The following is a 21,535-nucleotide window of genomic DNA, read 5'->3' on the forward strand; positions in this document are numbered from 1 at the left end:
GCGGGGGGGTTCCCCGCGCCGGGCGCGCTGGGGCGCCGGGGGGGGCCCGCCCCCGCGCCCCCCCACGGCGGGGGCGAGCACTCCGGCGAGACCCGAGCGCCCCGGCTCCGGGCTGAGGCCAAGCCGACCCGATCGGCCCCAGCCGGTCAAGACGCCTTGGCCGGTCAGGATGCCTTGGCCGGTCAAGACGCCTTGGCCGGTTCGGGGAGTTCGACCGTCAGGTGCGGCTCCAGGGAGCGCAGGAAGCCGGCCGCGTCGAACATCGCGCCGGCCGAGGCCAGCCCCTTCACCCGGAAGTCCCCCGCCAGGATGCGCGCCACCGCCTCCACCGCCAGCGGCGCGGTGATCGCGTAGATGTCCCGGCCGGCGGCCGTGGCGCGATGCTCGACGCCGTCCGCGTGCACCACGACGTCCACGACGAAGGTCTGGTCGGAGCGCCCCGACTCGTCGGCCGCCTCGGGCGCCGGGGTGTCGGCGCCGGACAGGTCCCGCGCGGCCACGACCGTCATGTAGCCGCGCACCTCGGGCACGTCCAGGTGGCTCGGTACGGTCACGACGTCCGCCATGGTGAACTCCGCGAGCACCGCCCGCCGGCCCAGCGGCTCGGGGAAGGCCCAGTCCTGCTCCGTCAGCCCGTCGTCGTGGTACTCCAGCGCGCCGTTCCTGAACCGGACCCGGCGGCCGGCGCGGCGCTCGTGGGACACCCGGCCCGCCGCCCTGGTGCCCTCCGTGGGATGCCAGCTGCTCAGCCCGTACGCGACGTGCACCTCGTCGGCGGCCGTCGAGCCGCCCAGGGCCCCCAGGGCCGCTGTGGCGAGCAGGTCGCCGAGCCCGCCGTAGAAGGCCATCGCGGGCACCACCGGCGTCCCGGCCTGCGCGGCCTGTTCGGCGTAGGTGGCGAACATCGACGCGTTCGCCTCGATCTCGGCCGCCACGTCCACGTACGGGATGCCGGCTCGCAGGGCCGCCTCGACCACGGGACCTCCCGTCACCGCGAACGGCCCCGCGCAGTTGACGACGGCGGCCGCGCCGGCGAGCGCCCGATCCAGCGCCTCCGGATCATCCACCGAGGCCGCCCGCACCTCCACCCCGCCCGGCGCCACTCGACCCGACGCCTGCACGCTGCCCGGCGCGAGCCCTTCCCCGAGCTCCTTGGCCAGTGCCGTCAGGCGGTTCGCGTCGCGACCCGAGAGGATGGGGGTGAAACCGCGCCGGAGCAGTTCGGTCACGACGAACCGTCCCGTGTGCCCCGTCGCCCCGTAGACCACCACCGCGTCCGACGTACTCATGACTTCCCCGATCTCCGTTGTGCTGAGGAGTCCACTCTCCACGGACGCGGACCCCAAGTGTGAGAGTCCGGAACGACAGCATGCGTACACTTTCGGACATGCACACCGTCGCGCTGGCGACCGCCGGGCACCTGCTGCACTTCGAGCTGGGCGTGGCCTACGAGATCTTCGGCAACCCGCCGCAGGAAGCCGTGGACGGCTGGTACGACGTCCGGCTCTGCGGCCCGGGCCCGGTGCGGGTCGGCCCGTTCGCGGTCGAGCCGGATCACGGGCTGGACCGGCTCGCCGAGGCCGGCACCGTGATCCTGCCCGCGTGCGCGGACATCGACGAGCCGCCGCCCCCTGAGCTGGTCGAGGCCGTACGCGCGGCACACGAGGCGGGGGCCAGGATCGCCTCCCTCTGCACAGGTGCGTTCATCCTCGGAGCGGCGGGCCTGCTGGACGGCCGCCGGGCCACCACCCACTGGGCGCACACCGCCGAGCTCAGCGCCCGTCATCCTCAGGCCGTCGTGGACCCGGACGTCCTCTACACGGACAACGGCAGCGTGCTGACCGCCGCCGGCAAGGCCGCCGCCGTCGACCTCTGCCTCCACCTGGTCCACCTCGACCACGGCGCGGCCATCGCCAACTCGGTGGCCCGCCGCCTGGTCATGCCGCCGCATCGTCCGGGCGGGCAGGCCCAGTTCGTGGCCACGCCGGTGCGGGTCGCCGGCGACCACGCGCTCGCGTCCGTGCTCGCCTGGGCCAGTGAACGGCTGGACCAGCCGCTCACGGTGACGCAGCTGGCGCGGCAGGCGAACACGAGCCCGCGCAACCTCGCCCGCCAGTTCCGCGCGGTGACCGGGCGGACGCCGCTGCAGTGGCTGCTGGCCCAGCGGGTACGCCGTGCCCAGGAGCTGCTGGAGACCACCGACGAGAGCGTGGAGGCGGTCGCCGCCGCCACCGGCATGGGCACCGCCACGACGCTGCGGCGCCAGTTCAAACGGATCGTCGGCGTCCCGCCCGACAACTACCGCCGCTCCTTCCGCGCCTCATCCCGCTGACCCGCACAGCGGGCGCCGCGAGATCATCTCGGCTTGCGGGGGCGTCCGCCGTCTGTTCATATGAGCGACATGTCGTCATTACAGGGTCTATGTCCATGATTCGGAAGTTCTGTCGTGGCCTGGCCGCCACCGGCCTGATCGCTCTGGCCGGCGCCACCGCCCTCACCACGCTCCCCCCGGCCCCCGCGGCGGCGACCGCGCCCGGCGGGATCGACCGCGTTCACCAGCGCCTGCTCAAGCACGGCCGCGGCGCCCCGCTCATGATCGCCTCCCATCGCGGCCAGTGGCGCGCGGCCCCCGAGAACTCCCTGGCCGCCATCGACGCCGCCATCAGGGACGGCGCCGAGGTCGTCGAGATCGACGTACGGCCCACCAAGGACGGCCACCTCGTGCTCATGCACGACGAGAGCGTCGACCGCACCACCGACGGCACCGGCCGCGTGGCCGACCTGACCCTCGACCAGATCAAGGCGCTCCACCTCAAGCAGGGCCTGGGCGGCGGCCAGGCCGCGGTCACCGAGCACACCGTGCCGACCTTCGAGGAGGCGATGCGGACCGCCAAGGGAAGGGCGCTGGTCAACCTGGACAAGGGCTGGCCGGTCAGGCAGCAGATGTACGAGGTGCTGAAGCGCACAGGCACCGTGGACCACGGCCTGTTCAAGGGCGCTCCCACGGTCGAGGAGGCCGCCGCCTTCATGGCCCAGGACCCCGAGATCCTCTACATGCACATCATCGACGACGCCACCGCCGGCGTCGTCGGCACCTTCCCCGGCCGCCGGCCGGTCGCGTACGAGGTGGTCTTCGACAGCACCGACGATCCGCAGGTCACGCGGGAGACGCTGGCCGAGATCGCGCGGCACAGCCGCGTCTGGATCAACAGCATGTGGTACGGCCTGGCCGCCAAGTACACCGACGAGGCGTCCCTGCGCGACGAGAACCTCGGCTGGCGCACCCTGGTCAGGACCTACGGCGCGAACATGATCCAGACCGACAACGTCGAAGCGCTCGACTACTGGCGCGACGGCGGCGACCTGTCCCGCTACGGGCGCCAGCACGGCGACCGGACGATCCGCGTCGAGGGCGAGGACTTCGCGCCGGGCGGCGAGGGCGTCGGCTACCACGACCTCGACCCCAACCGCTGCACCGTGGCCCGCCCCGACGAGGGCGTGGACATCTGCGACCTCGAAGGCGCTATCGCGGTGAACTGGATCCGCGGCGGCGAGTGGCTCAAGTACCGCTTCGAGGTCAGGAAGGCCGGCCTCTACCAGGTCTCGGCCCGCGTCTCCTCGCCCTACTCCCCCGCCGGCACCGTCGTGCTCGACTGGGGCACGGGCACCGGTACGACGGCCCCGATCGCGAACACCACCAACCACGACGCGTTCACGCTCCAGCCGCTGGAGCGCCGCCTGCTCACCAAGGGCACGCACGAGCTGGTCCTGCGCATGCCGGAGAGCGCGTACCAGAACTTCAACCTCGACTACCTGCAGCTCGACCTGACCGGCCGCTGACGGGAGCGCCCGCCGTTTCATGATCGCGAGCCGGTGGGCGCGGGCCCGGAGAGGGTATGGAAGGCCCAGGCGGTGATCCGCCAGAGCGCCTCGAACAGGACGCCCGCGTCCATCTTGCTCGCCCCCGCCGTACGGTCGACGAAGGTGATCGGCACCTCCGCCACCGTGCAGCCCTGGCGCACGGCCCGCAGGGTGAGGTCCACCTGGAAGCAGTAGCCGCGCGACTCGACGCCGCCGCGCAGGATCCGGGCCAGCGCGGCGGCCCGGTAGACGCGGAACCCGCCGGTGACGTCGGCGACGGGCAGCCGGAGCGCCAGCCGGGCGTATCGGTTGGCCAGGCGCGAGAGCAGCTCCCGGTGACGCGGCCAGTTCGCCACCCGGCCGCCGGGCGTCCAGCGCGAGCCGATGACGAGATCGGCCCGCTCAGCGGCGCTCAGCAGCGTGGGCAGCCGCTCGGGCGGGTGCGAGCCGTCGGCGTCGATCTCCACCAGCAGGTCGTACCCGCGGGCGAGCCCCCAGCGGAAGCCCGCCGTGTACGCGGCGCCCAGACCCTGCTTCTCCTTACGGTGCAGGACGTGCACGCCGGGCAGCTCGGCGGCGAGCCGGTCGGCGATCCGGCCGGTGCCGTCCGGGCTGTCGTCGTCCACGACGAGCAGGTGGGCGGCGGGCACGGCAACGCGGATCCTGGCGACGATGCGGGGCAGATTGTCTCGTTCGTTGTAGGTCGGGATGACGATCAGGACGGCGCTCATGATGACTCCCTCAGCTCGCGTGCCTGTAGTCGGTCCAGCCGGTGGTCCACGGGGTGTGCGGTTCCGAGCAGATGGTGATGGGCAGGCCCAGCTCCTCGTTCGGGACGCCGGTGCCGTGGTCGACGGTTCCGGCGGACGCGCACCGCGCGAAGCGGGTCCGCAGCTCCTCGAGCGGCAGCCCCACGGCGACCACCGTGCGTGCGGTCTCGGGCGGCGGGCCCTGGTACCAGAGCTCGTTGTGCCCGCTGTAGACGGGTACGTCCGGGGCGAATCGGCTGAGCGCGCCGGCCTCGCCGTAGTTCGCGGTGATGACGACCGTCCCCTGCGGCAGCTCCCGCTGCACCCCGGCGATCTGGGCGGCGAAGCGCGGCCAGCCCACCGACTCCCTGGACACCTCGTTCGGCGAGTAGCCCAGCGCCGGCAGCGGGAGCAGTGGCAGCGCCACGGCGATCCCGATGAGCGAGGTGCCGAGCAGCCCGCACCACACCGCTCCGCGCCGGGCGGCGCGGCGCTCCATCCACGCGGCGACGGGTACGCAGCCGGCCGCGAAGGCGAAGATCAGGCTGCCCGCGACGTAGTCGGCCCGGCCGCCGGACGCCCAGCCGAGCAGGATCGTCACGAGGGTCGCGATGGCCAGCGGCCGCGTCTCCTGCCGCCCATACAGCCGGCGCCATCCGATCACGGCGATCACGAACGCTCCCATGCTGAGCAGCGCCACCGTCATCGGCACGAACATGATCCGGTTGATCGGCTCGCTGAGCGTGGCGGCCATGGTGAGCTGGGGCCAGCCGTTGACGGCCTGGTAGACCAGGTTCGGGGAGGCGAGCACGGCGGCCAGGACCGCCCCCGACCAGAACCATCGCTCGGCGAAGACGGCGCGCGGGCCGCGCACGGCCAGCCCGACGCCGATGAGCAGGCCGGTGGCCAGCCCGGTGATCAGCAGCACGATCAGGTGCTTGTTGTACGTCGCCGCCCCGGCCACGGCGCCGGCCGCCAGCCACCACCGTCCGTCGCCGCGCAGCAGGGCCCGCAGCACGAACAGGATGCAGGTCGTCCAGAACACGAAGTCGGCCGACTGGGTGAGCAGGGTGTGCCCGACGACCAGGGGGAACATGCCGGTGCCGAGACCGGCGGCGGCGAGCGTCTGGGCTCCCGCCCGGCCGCCGAGCTCGCGGGTGATCGCGGCGCCGACCAGGATCAACAGCCCCGCGCAGAGGGCGGGGATCACCCGCAGACCGACGATGGTGTCGCCGAACAGCTCCGTGGACAGCCGGGCCAGCAGCGGGGTCAGCGGGGGCTGGTCGAAGTAGCCCCAGGCGGGGGTCTGGCCGAGGAGGCGGAAGTAGAGCTCGTCGCGGTGGTAGCCGTAGAACGGGCTGAGGATCAGCAGGGTGACCACGACGGCGGCGGCAATGGGGCCGGTGATCCGCCAGGCGATGGCGGGGAGCGCGTAGGCGGTGGTCTGTGGGCTGGGGGCTTTGAGTAGCATGCCTTCACGGTCTTCGATGCCGCCCCGCCTGTCGTCTGGCCCCAAGCAGAACCTGAAGTCAGCCCCCAGTCATACCCGGCGACTCGCCGGGGCGGACGACGCCGTGGTCGAAGGCGAAGACGACCGCCGCGGCGCGGTCGCGTACCGCCAGCTTGGTGAAGATGCGGCCGACGTGGGTCTTGATCGTGCCCTCGCCGATCACGAGCTGCCGGGCGATCTCGGCGTTCGTGAGCCCCCGGCCGATGAGCTTGAGCACGTCGAGCTCGCGGGCGGTGAGGTCGCCGAGCCGCCGCACCGCCTCGGGGTCGGTCACCGGATCGATGCGGTAGCGCCGCAGCACCCGCCCGCAGACGGCCGGATCGAGCCAGCCGTCACCCGACGCCACCGCGCGGACCGCGCGCTGGATGTCCTCGGCCGGGGCGTCCTTGAGGCAGAACCCCGACGCGCCGGCCCGCAGCGACGCCGCCAGCACGCCGTCCTCGCCGAACGTGGTCAGCACCAGGACCCGGCAGGCCGGATCGGCGGCCAGCAGCGCGCGGGTGGCCTCGACGCCGTCCATGTGCGGCATGCGGATGTCCATGACGACGACGTCGGGCCGGGCGCGCGCGACCTCCGCCTGCGCGGCCCGGCCGTCGGACGCCTCGCCCACGACGTCGAACCCGTACGGCTCGCGCAGGATCGTCCGCAGACCCGCCCTGGCCAGCTCCTGGTCGTCGACGAGCACCACCGAGATCATGCCGGTAACTCCGTCCGCACGACCCACCGATCGTCCTCGGGGCCGGCGGTGACCCGGCCGCCGACCATGCGCACCCGATCCGCCATCGTCCGCAGTCCCATGCCGCCATTCTGCCGGGGCGGGCGATCGGGCAGCAGATTCGCCACCGTGGCCTCGACGCCGCCCTCGTCCGACACGCGCAGCCGGACCTCGACCGAACGGCGCGGCGCGTGCCGGCTCGCGTTGGCCAGCGCCTCCTGCATGAGCCGGTAGAGCACCATCCCGGTCGTCGGGCTCACCACGGACAGCTCGCCCTCGACACTCGACTCCAGATCGAGGCCCGCCGTACGGTATTCGTCGAAGAGCTCGGGCAGCCGGGGCGCGGTGGGCTGCGGCGCGACCACGGCGGGATCGGCGCCTTCCTCGGCCAGGACCCTGACCACCTTGCGCAGCTCGGCCATGCTCTGCCGGGCCAGCCGCTCGGCCTCGGCGAGCCCGGCCGCCGCCCGCTCCGGCTCGTGCTCGATCGCCAGCCGCGCGCCGCCCAGGTGCAACACCGTCACGGCGAGCGTGTGGGCGACGATGTCGTGCAGGTCGGCCGCCAGCCGCTGCCGCTCGGCCAGCGTGGCGGCGGCGCTGGCGGCCCGCTCGGCGCGGTGCAGCCGCTCGCCCACGTCGATGCGGTAGCGCGCGGCCCAGGCGCTCCAGAAGACGAGCGTCACGGCGCCCAGCCAGTTGGGCCAGCCGGGATCGGGGGTGGTGAACGCCGCCACCAGCACCACGGCCAGCGAGGCGAGCCACATGACGATCCCCGGCCAGAGCCGCAGGGTGAGCGCGACGAACGCGATGTAGAGCACCAGGATGAACCAGCCGACGCTGTTGACCGCGAGCCCGGTGAGGGCCCCGATGGCGGCGGGCGCCAGGAGCCCGGCCACCTCGGCCGGGCGGCCCGGCGCAGTGCGCACCATGACGAGGCAGAGGACGAGGAAGGCGGCGCCGCCGGCGAACGGCGGGACGCAGCCGCAGCCGGCCGCGATCGTCTGCGCCCAAGACAGCCCGACCAGCAGCACCAGCAGCCCGAGACCGACCGGCACCAGCCAGCGGGGAGTCCGCATCACCCGCTCATCGTAGGAACCGGGCACTCCTCCGCGCATCCACCCTGAGTCATACTCCGCCCTCTGCCCACGGTCTGACCTGCCGCGCCTCCGGTCATCCCGTGGGCGCGCCTGGACCAGGCCGCCCCCGCGACCCACGTCCCGGACGGGTCAGGCCGTGCGGGCGGCGCGGCGGGCGTGGTCGCGCAGGCGGCGGCCGGCCAGGTGGATGGTCGACAGGTGCCGGGCCGCGTCGGCCCGCATGGGAGCGGGGATGTCGGACAGCCCCCGATACAGCACGCACGAGAGCTGCAGGTAGCTCATGAACAGCGCCAGTTCGCCCGCCAGCGGCTCCGGCCGGCCGTCGGCGGTCACCGCCAGCGGCCCCTCCCACCCGTCCACCGTCTCCAGCAGGATCCGCTGCTGGCCGAGCAGGACGGCGAGCACGTCGCCGGCCGGGTAAGGGCCGGATCCGCGCATCGGATGCGCGGCCAGCACGCTCACCACCGCGTCCGCCGCCCCCGCCACCGTCGCCGCCAGCCGCCGCCGATCCTCACCGCTCATGACGCGCTCCCTTCCAGTGCCCGGCGCAGGTAGGTCGCGGTCGGGGAGGCGGGGACGGCGAGCAGCCCGGCGGGCGGCCCCTGGTAGAGCAGCCGACCGCCGCGGCTGCCGCCCTCGGGGCCGAGCTCGATCAGCCAGTCGGCGTACGCGATCACGTCGAGGTTGTGCTCGATCACCACCACCGTGGCCGCGTACTCGTCCACCAGCCGGTCGAGAGTGGTCAGCAGCCGCCGCACGTCGGCCAGGTGCAGGCCGCTCGTCGGCTCGTCGAGCACATACGTGTCGCCCCTGCCGCTCAGATGGACGGCCAGCTTGACGCGCTGACACTCGCCCCCGGACAGGCTCGTCAGCGGCTGCCCCAGCCGCAGGTAGTCGAGCCCGACGTCCCCGACCGCCGTCAGCACCGGGACGATCCTGACGTTGCCCGCGAAGTGCTCGCGCCCCTCCCCGACGGTCAGCTCCAGCACGTCGCTGATCGTCAGGCCGCGCACCCGGTAGCCGAGCACCTCGTCGGTGAACCGCCTGCCGTCGCAGGTCTGGCAGGTCAGGCTCACACCCTCCAGGGAGGCCAGATCCGTGAAGATCACCCCCAGGCCGGCACACGCCGGGCAGGCGCCCGAGGAGTTCGCGCTGAATAACGACGGGCTCACCTTGTGCGCCCTGGCGAACTCGGCCCGGATCGGATCAGCCACGCCGGTGTAGGTGGCGACGGTGGAGCGGCGGTTCGTGTGCGGCATCGACTGGTCGACGATCACCGCGTCGGGGTACTGCGTACGGAAGGCCCCGTTGATCAGGCTCGACTTGCCCGCGCCCGCCACCCCGCAGACCACCGTGAGCACCCCTGCGGGGACGTCCACGTCGAGGTCGCGCAGGTTGTGGGTGCGGGCGTCGACGACCGGCATCATCCCGGACGGAATGCGCACCCGTTCCTTGAGCCGGGTCGGGGCGTTCATGAAGTCGCCGGTCAGTGTGCCGGAGGCGGCCAGTTCGCCCGGCGGGCCCGCGAACACCGCCCGGCCGCCCGCCGCACCGGCCCCCGGGCCCATGTCGATGACGTGGTCCGCGGCGGCGATCACGTCGCGGTCGTGCTCCACCACGAGCACCGTGTTGCCCTTGTCGCGCAGGGCGTGCAGCAGGTCCGTGAGCCGGTGCACGTCGCGCGGGTGCAGCCCCATGCTCGGCTCGTCGAAGACGTAGAGCAGGTCGTTGAGGCTGCTGGAGAGATGCCGGACGATCTTCACCCGCTGCGATTCGCCGCCGGACAGGGTGCCCGTGCGGCGGTCCAGGCTCAGGTAGCCCAGGCCGATCGTGGCCAGGTGGCCCACGCGCGAGATCAACGCCTCGATCACCGGCTTCGCCTTCGGGACGTCCAGCGAGCGCAGCACGCCGAGCAGGTCGTCGGCCTCCATCGCGGTGAGGTCGGCGATGGAGTGACCGGCGATCCTGCTGTCCAGGGCGAGCGCGGACAGGCGCGTGCCGCCGCAGGCGGGGCAGGGCACCGAGGTGGTGAACCGGGCGATCAACTGCTTGGTCCGCGTGCCCGGCTCGCGGTCGGGTTCGAGGTAACGGCGGCGGAACTTCACCACCGCGCCCTCGTAGGTCATGTTCACCCGCTGGCCGCCCACGTCCACGGGGACCGTGCCGCCCGTACCGTGGAGCAGCTCTTCCCGCTCCTCCGGCGTGAAGCCCGCCACCGGCTTGGCCGGGTCGAACCGGCCGGATGCGGCCAGCAGGTACCAGTCGCGCGACCCGACGGCGAAGAGCGGCGCCAGCAGCGCGCCGTCGTTCAGGGATCTGGCCGGGTCGAGGAAGGCGTCCAGGTCGACGCCGACGACCTCGCCCAGCCCTTCGCACTCCGGGCACATGCCGGCCGGCATGTTGAAGGAGAACGCGTCGGCGTAACCGACGAACGGCTCGCCCGCGCGGGAGAACAGCAGCCGCATCAGCGGCGCGATGTCGGTGATGGTGCCGACCGTGGAGCGCGGGCCGCCGGACAGCGGCCGCTGGTCCACCGCGATCGTCGCGGGCAGGTGCTCGATCAGGTCGAAGTCCGGCCGCGCCGAACTCGGCAGGAACGTACGGACGAACGCCGGCAGCGTCTCGTTCCACTGCCGTTGCGCCTCGACCGCGATCGAGTCGAACACCAGGGACGACTTGCCCGACCCCGACAGGCCGGTGACGACCGTCAGCGTGCGTTTCGGGATCTCTACGTCGATGGAGGTCAGGTTGTGCTCTCTGGCACCGGCCACCCGGATCCACTCCGGGGCCGATGCGAGGTCCTCGCGTGGATGGACTTTCACGACTTCAAGCGTATCGTTGAAGCTCCAAGTTGAGAGTTGGCTGCCACCACCGCTGGAAATACGGGAAGTCGTGGCCGGAAAGTCTCAACTGGACGGTCGCAGCTCACGCGCCCGGGAAAAGACCGCCTTCCGGCGCGTCCGCGCTCAGGTAGTGGTGCAGGGCGGCGGAGCCCGTCAGCATGGCCGCCGCCGTACGGGTGAGCTCCGCCCGCCGCTCCTCGATCGCGCTCCGCAGCGCCCGCGTGCTCCCCGTCCTGCGCAGCTCGTCGAGCAGAGCCCTGATCTGCGGCAGAGGGTGGCGGCCCTGGCGCAGGATGTTGATCATCCGAGCGTCACGGACGTCGTCGGGGCCGTAGCGCCGGTAGCCGGTGCCTGGCTCGCGCGGCGGCCTGAGCAGCCCGGCCGACTCCCACAACCGCAGCGCCGAGGCACGCAGCCCGAGGTGCCTGGCGGCGTCCCCGATCCGCATCACACGCGCGGGTGTGTCCGGGGCCTGGGCGGCGCTCGCCACGGCGTGCAGGGCCTCGCTGGTCGCCTGGAGCTCCTGGCGCCGGCCGTGCAGGGCCGCGTGGCTCGCGTCGATGAGGGCGAGTCCTCGTGGTACGTCCCCTTCGTGGATGGCCTGCATGACCGCGCGGGCGGTGTCCCAGCCGAAACCCCTGGCCAGCGTCCGGTACGCGAGCAGGGCGGCACGGTGCCGGGTGTCGAACCTGCGGTAGCCGGAGGGCGTGCGCTCGGCCGGCGGCAGGATGCCCGCGTCGGCGTAGTTGCGGATCTGCTGGGTGGAGACGCCCACCTCGCGCGCCAGGTCCACCGGCCGCAACGCCGTCCGCCCGGCGCCGGGCTGAGTCGAGGGTTCTGCTGCCACGAGCCGATTCTCCTCCGCGACGTACGGCGGCCCGGCCCGCGTGCCCAGCCGTCAACCCGTACCCGCAGGCCGCGCGGAGCAGGTCAGTCGGTGGGGTCGGACAGGGCGGCGAGGCGGGTGCGGAGGGCGTCGGCGTCGCCGGGGGCGAGTTCGGCGGTGAGGGCGAGAGCGCGCTGGAGGGTCGAGCGGCCCTCGCGCAGCCGGCCCGCCGCCAGTTGCGCCTCGCCGAGCCGACGCAGCGTCCTGGCGCCGAGGGCGCGCTTGCCGCCCCGCCGCCAGGCCAGGGACCTGCGGTAATAGGTGATCGCCTGCTCGTACTGGCCGAGCAGGTGGTGGATGTGGCCCAGGCTGTCGAGGGTGGCGGACTCGCCGGGAAGGTCGTCTATCTCGCGGTGGATGGCCAGGGCCTCCTGGCAGCGGCGCAGCGCCTCCCCGTACGCGCCGAGCTGGGCGTGGAACCAGCCGATGTTGTTCAGCACCCGGCCCTCGCCCGCCCGGTCGCCGGCCGCCCGGCAGAGGCGCAGCGCCTGGTCGCTCAGGCGCAGGCCCTCGTCGTACTGGCCACGACGGTCCTCGATCACGCTGCGGTAGATGAGGCAGATCGCCTGCCCGACCGCGTCGTTCTGCCCGCCGAACAGGTCGAGCGCCGCGCGCAGGTGGGCCTCGCTGGTGGCGTCCTGGCCGAGCCGGATGAGGGCCTGGGCCAGCCCCACGTGGGCGTGAGCCTGCGCGGCCGGGTCGTCCTGCCGGGTCGCCGCCTCCAGCGCGATGTGGTGCACGGCCGCCTGGTCGTCCGAGCGTCCCTCCTGCGACAGGAAGCCCCAGCAGGCGCCGGCCAGCTGCCAGGCGTGCCGGTCGAACCCGAGGCGCGCGGCGTGCCTGATCGCGGCCAGCAGCGTCCGGTGCTCGCGGCCGAACCAGGCCTCGCTCTGCGCGCGGTCGGTGATGCGGGCCACGACCACGCCGGGCCGGGGCGGCGCCGGGGTCAGGGGGACGCGGTGGTAGAGGTCGAGGAGGCGGTCGCCCAGGCAGGCGCTGTGCAGGTAGTGGTCGAGCAGCCGGTGCAGCGCCTCGTGGCGCTCGGCCTCGGAGTCGTGCAGGCGGGTCAGCTCCTCGGCGTACGCGCGCAGCAGGTCGTGCTGGCCGTAACGTCCCGGGGTGCGCTCCACGGCCAGGCTCGCCCTGGTCAGCTCGGTCAGCAGGTGGTGCGCCTGGCGTACCGGGATCCCGGCCAGGCTGGCGGCCGCGGCGGTGGAGATCTCGGGCGCGGGCAGCAGGCCGCGCAGGCGGAACAGGCGGGCGGCGTCGGGGGTGAGCGCGCGGTAGGACCAGGACAGGACGGTCCGCATGTTCGTCGAGGCGTCACCGCCGTCGAAGACGTCCAGCCCGCCGTCACCGCGCGGGCCTGCGTTCCCCTCCCCTTCTGCATTGTCCAGGCCCGAGATCAGGGCTTTGAGGGGGAACGACGGGCGCGTCTGGGCGCGGGCGGCCACGATCGCCAGGGCCAGCGGCAGCCCCGCGCACCGGGAGACGATGTCGTCCACCGCCCGCGGCTCGGCGTCCACCTTGTCCACGCCGAGCCGGCGGGTCAGCAGCAAGCGGGACTGCTCGGGTGAGAACAGCCCCAGCGACAGCGTGCGGGCGCCCTCCGCCGCGACCAGGCCGGTCAGCTCGGCCCGGCTCGTGATCAGGGCCAGGCAGCCGGGCGCGTTCGGCAGCAGCGGCCGTACCTGGTCGGAGTCGAGGGCGTTGTCGAGCAGGATCAGCATGCGCCGCTCCGCCAGCAGGCTGCGGTAGAGCCCGACCTGCGCCTCCAGCGTGGCCCCCACCAGCTCGGACGGCACCCGCAGCGCGTCCAGGAACAGCCGCACCGCCTCGCCGGGCGGCCGGGCGATGTGGGTGGGGCCGTACCCCTGGAGGTTGACGTAGAGCTGGCCGTCGGGGAAGCGGTCGCTCACCCGGTGCGCCCAGTGCACGGCCAGGGTGGTCTTGCCGACGCCGCCCGTGCCGGTGATCACGCACGGGGCCATGGCGTGCGTGGCGGTGGAGTCAGGGGCCGGGAGCGTCAGCCGGTCCAGGGCGGCCAGCTCCTCCTCCCGGGCGGTGAACAGCTCGGTGTCAGGGGGCAGGTGACGCGGCACGGCGACGACGCCGGCGGGTGCCGTCATGGTGTCGCGGCCGGCCAAGATCGCCTGGTGGAGGCGTTGCAGTTCCTCGCCGGGCTCGATGCCGAGCTCCTCGGCGAAGCCGCGTCTGACGCGGCGGAAGACGGCCAGGGCCTCGGTCCTGCGGTCGCAGCGCAGCAGCGCCGTCATGAGCAGGGACACCAGGCGTTCCCGCAGCGGATGCTCGCCGACCAGGGTCGTCAGTTCCGCCGCCGCCTCCTGGTGCCGTCCCCGCCGCAGGTCGAGCGCGAGTCGTCGTTCCAGTGCCGTCAGCCGTTCCTCCTCGATGCCGGGAACGACGACGTCGGGCAGCCACCCGCCGGCCACGTCGGCCAGCGGCGCCGTCCCCTGCCAGAGCGCCAGCGCGGCGCGCAGCAGCCCGACGGCGCGCTCAGCGCCGCTGTCAAAGCCCGCCCCGCTCTCACCGCCCGCCCCGCTCCCAAAACCCGCCCCGCTCTCGCCGCCGGCGTTTCCGGCCGCGCGGACCAGCTCGCGGAAGCGGAACAGGTCGATGCGGTCGCGCGCCACCGTGAGGCAGTAGCCGTGCGCCGTGGTCACCAGCTCGGCCTCCTCGTACGGCGCCAGCAACCGGCGCAGCCGGGAGACGTGCCCCTGCACGGCGTTACGCGCGGACTCGGGCGACTCGGCCCCCCACAACGCGCTCACCAGCCGCGTCACCGGCACGGGACGCCCCGCTTCGAGCAGCAGCGTCGCCAGCACGGTCCGCTGCTGGGCGGTGGCGGGGCCGAGCCGCCGCCCGGCGTCCCACACCCCCACCGGCCCCAGCAGGCGGAACTCAAGGCCGTCCACGGTCAACCACCCACGTCTTACCACCCACGCATTCCAGCCACCCCCGTGCCCTCCGCGAGTGCCCGGCGGTGATCATCTCATGGCAGCCTAACCGCCGACTCAGCGGAAATTCAGCGCTATTTCAGCACCAAAGACCACCCTTGCCTCAAGCGGCACTCACGGCCGCGGAACCTCACGAGGAGGAATGTCATGGAGATCAAGGTCAAGAAGGTCGAGTCCGTCAAGGCCACCCAGAACCCCGCCACGTGAGGCGCTGACACCGCCTGGCGATTTCTCCGCGGGGAGGGGGACGAGACGACGACGCTCACGTCGCGCAGCGCCGTCGCCCTCCCCGCGGGGCCCCATTTTGCGTACTGGCGCTGGAGGCACGATGCGTGTGGCGTTGAAGGAATGTGACTGGGAGGCGGACGGCGAGGATCTGCTCGTGGTCTTCGACGCCCGCGAGGCGATCACCCTGAGCGATCCCGACGGGCAGGTGGCCGCGCTCCTGAGCGAGCTGCGCCGGGCCCCGCGGACGGCGGCCGAGCTGAGCGAAGCCCTCGGCGCGCGCGGGTTCGAGGTCTCGGCGGAGGACGTCGGCCAGGGTCTGCGCGGGCTCGACTCCCTGGGCCTGGTCGAGGACGCCGACGGCAGGAGCCTCGGCGACCCGGACGAGGACGAACGCCACTTCTCCAACCTCTGCTTCTACGGCACCTACGCCGCCCTGGACCGCCACCGCGCCGGCTTCCAGCGGCCGATGCGCGAAGCGCACGTCCTGGTGCTCGGCGTCGGCGGGGGCGGCTCCTCCCTCGTGCAGTGCCTGGCCGGCCTCGGCGTCGGCGAACTGACGCTGGTCGATCAGGACCGCGTCGAACCCCGTAACTTCGCCCGGCAGTTCCTCTACCGGCACGCCGACATCGGCCTGTCCAAGGCCGAGCGCGCGGCCGCGTGGGTGCGCGACTACGACCCGGGCATCAAGGTGAACGCCGTCGATCGCTGGGTCTCCTGCCCCGAGGACCTCGCGGACCTGGTCGAGGGCATCGACCTGATCGCGGGCGGCCTCGACGGTCATCCGCACGCCAACCTCTGGGCGAACGAGGCCGCCGTCCGGGCCGGGGTCCCGTACGTGCTGGGCGGTGCGAACCGGACGCAGCTGATGTACCTCTCCGTGGATCCCGGCCGGACGGCCTGCCTGGCCTGCGACTACGCGGACCGGCCCGCCGAGGACACCTCGGAGGGGATCGCGTACCGGATCGTGGAGAACATGAAGCTGAGCAACCCGCTCACGGGGCCGATGGCGATGCAGGTCGGCTCGCTGCTCGCGTTCGAGGCGCAGCGCTACCTGACCGGGTACGAGCCGCCGCGCGCGGCCGGCTTCCGGGTGACCCTCGATCTGCGCGAAGGACTGACACCCTCGTGGCAGGCCCTGCCCAGGAACCCCGGCTGCCGGGTCTGCCGGCTGGCGCCGCCGCGCGAGGGTGAGCGTCCATGACCGCCACGGGGACCGTCGCGCTCAAGGCGCTCAGCGTCGTGCCGGAGGGTGAGGACGAGGTGCTGGTCGGCGACCCCGCGACCGGCACGTTCGTGACGATCCCGGCGGTCGGCGGGGTGGTGATCGCCGCGCTCCAGCGGGGCGCGAGCGTCGAGGAGGCGGCGGCCGAGGCGGAGGAGTTCGCCGGCGAGCCGGTGAACGTGCCGTCGTTCGTGGAGACGCTCGGGGAGCTCGGCTTCCTGGCCGACCCCTCGGACGAGGCCGCCGCGCCCGATCCCGTACGCACCGCGCCGATCCAGGCCCGCCGCTGGATGACCAGCGTCCGCCCCGAGGTCGTCCGCCCCTTCTTCGGCCGCGTGGCCTGGACCTGTTACGCCGCCTGCCTGCTGTTCTCGCTGGGCGTCTTCGCCTTCCGGCCGAGCCTGATCCCCGCGCCCGCCACCGACGCCTTCCCCTTCGCCGACATCGGGCTGAGCGCGCTGGCCTGGCTGCCGTTCGTCTGGTTCGCGGCGGCCAGCCACGAGGTGGGCCACTGGCTCGGCGCGCGGGCGCTCGGCATCCAGACCCGCTTCGGCGTCGACCGCCGCATGATCATGCTGGTCTTCGAGACGGACCTCACCCAGCTGTGGACGCTGCCGCGCCGGGTACGGTACGGCCCGCTGCTGGCCGGCCTGGCCGTGGACTCCGTGCTGCTCGCCGCCCTGCTCACCGGCCGGCTGCTGATCGACCTCGGCCTCTGGCGGGCCCCTGAGCTGGTCGGGTCGCTGCTGGCCGCCTGGGTGTTCATCAAGGTCATGCAGATGCTCTGGCAGTGCCTCGTCTTCTTGCGCACCGACCTGTACGCGGTGCTGGTCAACGCGCTCGGCTGCCGCAACCTGTGGCGGGTGAAGTCGCTGATGCTGAAGCGGGCGTTCGGCCGGCTGAGCGCGGAGGAGGCCGCGGAGCTGGCGGACGCGAGCGAGGCCGACCTGCGTACCGGGCGCTGGTTCCGCTGGGTGTGGCTGGCCGGCGGGGCCGGCGTGGCCGCCTGGTTCTGCCTCCTGCTGCTGCCGGTCTTCGCCGAGGTCCTGCGCTGGGCCGCCGATGGGCTGGCCGAGGGGCCGCTGACGGTGGGCTTCTGGTACCGGCTGCTCTGCGCCGGACTGCTCCTCGGCCCCGAGACGCTGGCCCTGATCCTGGCCGTCAAGGAACACGTGGGCCGCCTGGCCGCCCGCCGCTCCTGACGTCACAGCTCGATGCCTTCAAGAGCCGGTACGGCCAGACCCCCGCCGAGTTCGCCCGTTCCTCCCACCCCTGAGGGATGTGGTCATGGGGTCGCGTAGGCGCAGACGGCGTACACCTGAAGGAATACCAGGTCGTCCGGGATGTCGGTGACTTCGACGAACCATCCGGATCCGGCGTCGTCGTTGACGGCGTGGTTCTCCGTCGCGGTCCACCCTCTGGATCCGCCGGGAATGAGGCGGAAACCGCCGTCGGTCGCGCTTCTCCCCCTTGGACACCTCGCCGTGGCTGCACACATCCGGTCGCCGGCCGCGCAATCTTGCATCTCCACCACCGTCTCGGAGCGGGGGCCGCCGTCCGGCGGGGGCGCCGAATTCTGCTGCGCGCCCAGTGCGCAGTTGTCGATGCGACGGATGGGTATCCGGCCTCCGTCGCTCTTGACGTTGAAGTTCCGCGCCCCGGGAGTGCACAGCATCGAAGCCGCCTTGCTCAGGTTCGGCAGGAAACCCGCGTCCGGCACGATGTCGTCGATGGCATCGAAGACGGGGTGGGGGTCTGCCAGTGCCGGCGATCCGCCGCCGGCGACGAGGGCGCCACTCACGGTCATGGCGAGAACTGCGGCGCATTTCCCGATCTTGTTCATGTGCTGCTCCGGGCTTTCGGCGAACCTCTGATCTGCGTGGAAAGGTAGCTGTTGTCGTCGGCGTTCATGGAGACGACACCCGCCGGGCTGGCTCATCGATGGTCCAAGGATGGGAAAGGCATAGATCGACGACTACGCACTGGCACCACAGTCGATATCCCGAATGTGGGATAGAGTCTCAAATGTGGGAAATCAGGTGAGGATCGTCGTGGACGACCTGTCCGGGGAGCGGATCGCCGCGTTTCTCCGTGAGCACATGCGGGAGATGCGGGCCACCACGCCCGAGGAGAGTGTGCACGCGCTCGATCTCGACGCGTTGCGCAGGCCCGAGGTCACGTTCTGGTCGGCGCTGGACGGCGAGGCGGTGGTCGGGTGCGGGGCAGTCAAGAGGCTGAACGCGGCGCACGCCGAGTTGAAGTCGATGCGCACCGCCGCCGACCGCAAGCGTACGGGGATCGCGTCCCTGCTCATGGAGCACATCCTCACCGAGGCCAAGGCCATGGGGTTCACCCGGTTGAGCCTGGAGACCGGCTCGACCGAGTTCTTCCTTCCCGCGAGGAGGTTGTACGAGAGGTTCGGCTTCGCGTACTGCGAGCCCTTCGCGGACTATCGGCCTGATGTGCACAGTGTGTTCATGACGAGACAGCTCTGACTCGCGCGCGGCTCAGCCGGCGGTGAGAGCTCGTTGCATGAGGATGGTGTCGATCGAGCGGCCGTGCTTGTGACCGACGTCGATCAACCGGCCCGCATGGGCGAAGCCGAATCGTTCGTGCAAGGCGACCGAGGCCGGGTTTCCGGTGTCGGCGATGACGGCGATCATGCGGCGGAAGCCCGCCGTCGCGCACTCGCCGATCAGGGGGCCGAGCAGGGCGCCGCCCAGTCCTCTGCCGGTCAGGCCGGGAGCCAGGTAGATCGAGTTCTCCACCGTGTAGCGGTAGGCCGGCTTGGGGCGCCACTGACCGGCGTAGGCGTAGCCGGCCACGTCGCCCGAGTGCTCGGCGACCAGGAACGGCAGCCCGCGGGCGGTGAGGTCGGCAAGGCGCTGCTGCCAGTCGGCGAGGCGCGGCGGGGTCTGGTCGAAGGTGATCACGGTGTGGGTGACGTAGTGGGCGTAGATCTCCGCCACGTCCTTGAGATCCTCCGTGGTCGCGGGGCGGATGATCGTCTCGGGATCTGTCATGACGTCCTCGTCTCTGAAGTGTCCGGTCACGGCAGAACGATCATCACGGCGTAGCGGACCGGGCCGGGGCCCGGATTGTGAAAGTGAGACGGTCCCCACAGTCGGAACCGCAGGCAGTCACCCGTCTGGAGCTCGTGCACGACGCCGTTCACGGTGAACTCCAGCGCGCCTTCCAAGATCCAGATGTGTTCCTCCTGGCCGGGGACGGGTGGCTTGTCATAGGGGATGTCGGCGCCCGGCAGGAGGTGGCCTTCGAGGAGCTCGCCCTTGAGCCCGGGGTGCGGCGGGGACACCGAGCGCCTGGTGAAGCCCGACTCCCCGTCCCGCCACACCAGTTGCCGGGCGGAACGCACCAGTTGCGGCGGCTCCGCCTCCACCTCGGCCAGGAGGTGCGACATCGTCCGGCCGTAGGCCGCGCACAGCTTGCCCAGCAGCGCCGCCGTCGGGCTGATCTCCGCCCGCTCCAGCCGGGACAGGGTGGAACGGCTCACGCCCGTCCGGCCGGCGAGGTCGTCCAGCGACCAGCCGCGCTCGGTCCGCAACTCGGCGAGCCGACCGGCCAGGCGAGCATCGACATCGCTGGGAGATGGATCGCTTGGACGGTCGGGCCCACTGCTGCCGGGCGCCTGCCGCTGAAGGCTTCTCATATATGGGATCCTATCCCTGATCAGGGACGGGCACGGGACGCGATCAGGGCTCCGACGGGACGCCGATCGCGTCGGCCCAGGTGTGGATCAGCTCGTCGTGACCGGTGAAGTGCCTGCGTCGCAGGACGCCGGCCGGGTCGATGTGGCGGGACTCCGACAGCCCGAACCGGCGCAGCAGGTCGAGGACGAGCGGTCGCGCCGTCGCCGTCAGGGCGGGAGACGAGCACGCCGCCAGGCCGACGGTGCGGCGGGCGGTGCCGGCCGCGGCCGGCCGGCGCACTCCCGCCCGGCCGTACGTCCCGCCGTCGTGGTTCCACACCTCCATCGGCACCACACGACCGTCGCCGGTGGCGGGGATGACCACGGCTTCGACGGCACCCTCCCCCGAGCCGGTCTCGTCGGCGCGGGTGGCGTAGGACGTCAGGAGGCGGAGCAGCGCGATCGTGATCCACGCCAGCGCCCCCTCGCCGATCGCCCACACCTCCCCGCCGTCGGTGGGACTCGCCCTGAGCGTTCCCACCTGGAGCGCGCCGAGCGCGGAGCCGTCCGCGTGCAGCTCGCAGTAGTACGTGCCGGCGGCCCGGCCGGGCGGTGTGAAGACGGCCCTGTCCGGATGGGGCTCCGGCGGTTCTGAGGCGATCCCGATCGGCGCCGGCCACGCGTCGACGTGCCGCCGGACCCACCGCCGCAACGCGTCACCGTCCGCGAGACCGGTCCCTGCCGCCAGGCCGGATCCCGCCGGCGGCCGGTCCAGCGGTACAACGCCCAGCACCAGCCAGGGCGGCCCGGGGCCGAGTCGGGTGGCGGCGTCCGTGAGGAGCCGGCCGAGGTGTTCGTGCCGTTCGATCATCGTTCGCGCTCCTCCGGCCGAAGCCCGCCGAGCCGGGTCAAAACAGCTTGCGCGCCTCGGAGTCGGCTAGCAGCTCGGGGTCGGGCACCAGGGACTTGCTCGCCACGTTGGCCAGCATCTGGTGCGCCATGTGGAAGCCGAAGTCCTCGCTCACAGTCTTCTTCCAGTGCCTGGAGATGATGTTGTGCGCCGCCCACCGCGTGTAGCGAGGGCGCTTCATGATGAACCGGGCCAGCTCCCACGCACGATCGAGCAACTGCTCGCGCGGCAGCACGTCGCTGACGATGCCCCATTCGAGCGCCTTGTCGGCCGGGATGGATTTGGCGGCGTAGACGTAGTACGCGGCCCGCTTGGGGCCGATGAGCGCCTGGAGCGCCATGAACTGGCCGTCCCCGGGCGGGGAGCCCAGCCAGAAGTGCGGGTCCATGAAGTCGGCGTCCGGCGTCGCGAACGTGACGTCGCTCATCATCGCGAACTCGGTGTGCACACCGGGCCCGTTGACGGCCGCGATGGTCGGGATGTCGATGTTGCCGATGAAGCTCTCGATGAGCTTCCAGCCGTCCATCATCCGCCTGTGTATGTGGTCGGGCTCCAGGTCGGAGGCGGGCATGGGGTTGAGGCCCTTCGGGCTGCCGGTCATCCACCTGTCGCCGGTGCCCGTGATGATCAGGACGTGGTTCTCGGGGTCGTTGCCGACCTCCTGCCACACGCGCGGCCACACGTTGTGCGCGGCGTGGGTGTGCACGTACGGGCCGTCGTCCGTGTGCAGGCGGACCTCGATGATGCCGTCCTCGCGCCGCATCCGGAAGAAGTCCGCGTACCGGGCGGAGTACTCCTCGAACGTGGGCGGGGGGAGATATCCCTTCCAGTGGTCGGCCGGGTCGAATGCCATGTGACTGCCTCCTGGTGGTGGATGTCCGCCGAGC

19 protein-coding genes are annotated in these 21,535 nt (G+C 72.5%); 5 read left to right on the plus strand and 14 right to left on the minus strand.

Going from position 1 to position 21,535, the window contains the following annotated elements:
• Window positions 1-182: 182 nt before the first annotated feature.
• Entirely contained in the window at window positions 183-1,289 is a 1,107-nt protein-coding gene (locus AB0C27_RS54980) for a saccharopine dehydrogenase NADP-binding domain-containing protein (RefSeq protein WP_357863055.1), read from the minus strand.
• A gap of 98 nt (window positions 1,290-1,387) precedes the next feature.
• Between AB0C27_RS54980 and AB0C27_RS54985 the strand changes: the two genes are divergently transcribed.
• Window positions 1,388-2,332, plus strand: coding sequence for a helix-turn-helix domain-containing protein (locus AB0C27_RS54985; protein WP_357863058.1), 945 nt, complete (start codon window positions 1,388-1,390; stop codon window positions 2,330-2,332).
• Between the two features lie 89 nt (window positions 2,333-2,421).
• Complete coding sequence (locus AB0C27_RS54990; protein ID WP_357863060.1) at window positions 2,422-3,840, plus strand: glycerophosphodiester phosphodiesterase family protein; 1,419 nt, start codon at window positions 2,422-2,424, stop codon at window positions 3,838-3,840.
• Window positions 3,841-3,857: 17 nt separating this feature from the next.
• On the opposite strand, the gene AB0C27_RS54995 is transcribed toward AB0C27_RS54990, so the two are convergent.
• From AB0C27_RS54995 to AB0C27_RS55030, 8 genes are all read right to left on the minus strand, one after another.
• A complete protein-coding gene (locus AB0C27_RS54995) occupies window positions 3,858-4,592 on the minus strand; it encodes a polyprenol monophosphomannose synthase (protein ID WP_357863063.1) in 735 nt (244 codons plus the stop codon).
• Window positions 4,593-4,602: 10 nt separating this feature from the next.
• Window positions 4,603-6,081: a glycosyltransferase family 39 protein gene (locus AB0C27_RS55000; RefSeq protein ID WP_357863066.1), complete on the minus strand. Its 1,479-nt coding sequence runs from the start codon at window positions 6,079-6,081 to the stop codon at window positions 4,603-4,605.
• Window positions 6,082-6,139: 58 nt separating this feature from the next.
• Window positions 6,140-6,817 carry a response regulator transcription factor gene (locus AB0C27_RS55005; RefSeq protein ID WP_357863068.1) on the minus strand — a complete coding sequence of 226 codons (678 nt, stop codon included), beginning with the start codon at window positions 6,815-6,817 and terminating at the stop codon, window positions 6,140-6,142.
• Window positions 6,814-7,911 carry a histidine kinase gene (locus tag AB0C27_RS55010; RefSeq protein WP_357863175.1) on the minus strand — a complete coding sequence of 366 codons (1,098 nt, stop codon included), beginning with the start codon at window positions 7,909-7,911 and terminating at the stop codon, window positions 6,814-6,816. The genes AB0C27_RS55005 and AB0C27_RS55010 overlap by 4 nt, the downstream gene beginning before the upstream one ends.
• 150 nt (window positions 7,912-8,061) lie before the next feature.
• A complete protein-coding gene (locus AB0C27_RS55015) occupies window positions 8,062-8,454 on the minus strand; it encodes a hypothetical protein (RefSeq protein WP_357863071.1) in 393 nt (130 codons plus the stop codon).
• On the minus strand, window positions 8,451-10,754 hold the full coding sequence (locus AB0C27_RS55020; RefSeq protein WP_357863074.1) for an excinuclease ABC subunit UvrA: 2,304 nt from the start codon (window positions 10,752-10,754) through the stop codon (window positions 8,451-8,453). Before AB0C27_RS55020 ends, AB0C27_RS55015 begins: the two co-directional genes overlap by 4 nt.
• A 103-nt stretch (window positions 10,755-10,857) precedes the next feature.
• Entirely contained in the window at window positions 10,858-11,622 is a 765-nt protein-coding gene (locus tag AB0C27_RS55025; protein WP_357863077.1) for a MerR family transcriptional regulator, read from the minus strand.
• Between the two features lie 83 nt (window positions 11,623-11,705).
• Window positions 11,706-14,597, minus strand: coding sequence for a BTAD domain-containing putative transcriptional regulator (locus AB0C27_RS55030; RefSeq protein WP_357863079.1), 2,892 nt, complete (start codon window positions 14,595-14,597; stop codon window positions 11,706-11,708).
• Between the two features lie 370 nt (window positions 14,598-14,967).
• On the opposite strand from AB0C27_RS55030, the gene AB0C27_RS55035 reads away from it, so the two are divergent.
• Together AB0C27_RS55035 and AB0C27_RS55040 are read left to right on the plus strand one after the other, a co-directional pair.
• A complete protein-coding gene (locus AB0C27_RS55035) occupies window positions 14,968-16,068 on the plus strand; it encodes a ThiF family adenylyltransferase (protein ID WP_357863082.1) in 1,101 nt (366 codons plus the stop codon).
• Window positions 16,065-17,291 (plus strand): hypothetical protein, encoded by a 1,227-nt coding sequence (locus AB0C27_RS55040; protein WP_357863085.1) that lies wholly within the window; start codon window positions 16,065-16,067, stop codon window positions 17,289-17,291. Before AB0C27_RS55035 ends, AB0C27_RS55040 begins: the two co-directional genes overlap by 4 nt.
• Before the next feature lie 83 nt (window positions 17,292-17,374).
• Here AB0C27_RS55040 and AB0C27_RS55045 read toward each other — a convergent pair whose 3' ends face one another.
• The gene (locus AB0C27_RS55045; RefSeq protein ID WP_357863088.1) at window positions 17,375-17,932 is read right to left on the minus strand and encodes a hypothetical protein; all 558 of its coding nucleotides are present in this window, start codon (window positions 17,930-17,932) and stop codon (window positions 17,375-17,377) included.
• A gap of 184 nt (window positions 17,933-18,116) precedes the next feature.
• On the opposite strand from AB0C27_RS55045, the gene AB0C27_RS55050 reads away from it, so the two are divergent.
• A complete protein-coding gene (locus AB0C27_RS55050) occupies window positions 18,117-18,584 on the plus strand; it encodes a GNAT family N-acetyltransferase (protein WP_357863091.1) in 468 nt (155 codons plus the stop codon).
• Window positions 18,585-18,596: 12 nt separating this feature from the next.
• Here AB0C27_RS55050 and AB0C27_RS55055 read toward each other — a convergent pair whose 3' ends face one another.
• Genes AB0C27_RS55055 through AB0C27_RS55070 form a run of 4 tightly spaced genes read right to left on the minus strand, consistent with a single transcriptional unit; the run spans window position 18,597 to window position 21,501 of the window.
• Window positions 18,597-19,112 carry an N-acetyltransferase family protein gene (locus AB0C27_RS55055; protein ID WP_357863093.1) on the minus strand — a complete coding sequence of 172 codons (516 nt, stop codon included), beginning with the start codon at window positions 19,110-19,112 and terminating at the stop codon, window positions 18,597-18,599.
• A 26-nt stretch (window positions 19,113-19,138) separates the two neighbouring features.
• A complete protein-coding gene (locus tag AB0C27_RS55060; protein ID WP_357863096.1) occupies window positions 19,139-19,759 on the minus strand; it encodes a helix-turn-helix domain-containing protein in 621 nt (206 codons plus the stop codon).
• Between the two features lie 43 nt (window positions 19,760-19,802).
• A complete protein-coding gene (locus tag AB0C27_RS55065) occupies window positions 19,803-20,609 on the minus strand; it encodes a hypothetical protein (protein ID WP_357863099.1) in 807 nt (268 codons plus the stop codon).
• Between the two features lie 37 nt (window positions 20,610-20,646).
• Window positions 20,647-21,501, minus strand: coding sequence for an enoyl-CoA hydratase/isomerase family protein (locus tag AB0C27_RS55070; RefSeq protein WP_357863101.1), 855 nt, complete (start codon window positions 21,499-21,501; stop codon window positions 20,647-20,649).
• Window positions 21,502-21,535: the final 34 nt, after the last annotated feature.

The sequence above is a fragment of the Nonomuraea sp. NPDC048882 genome, assembly GCF_040649755.1.
GTDB classification, from domain to species: Bacteria; Actinomycetota; Actinomycetes; order Streptosporangiales; family Streptosporangiaceae; genus Nonomuraea; species Nonomuraea maheshkhaliensis.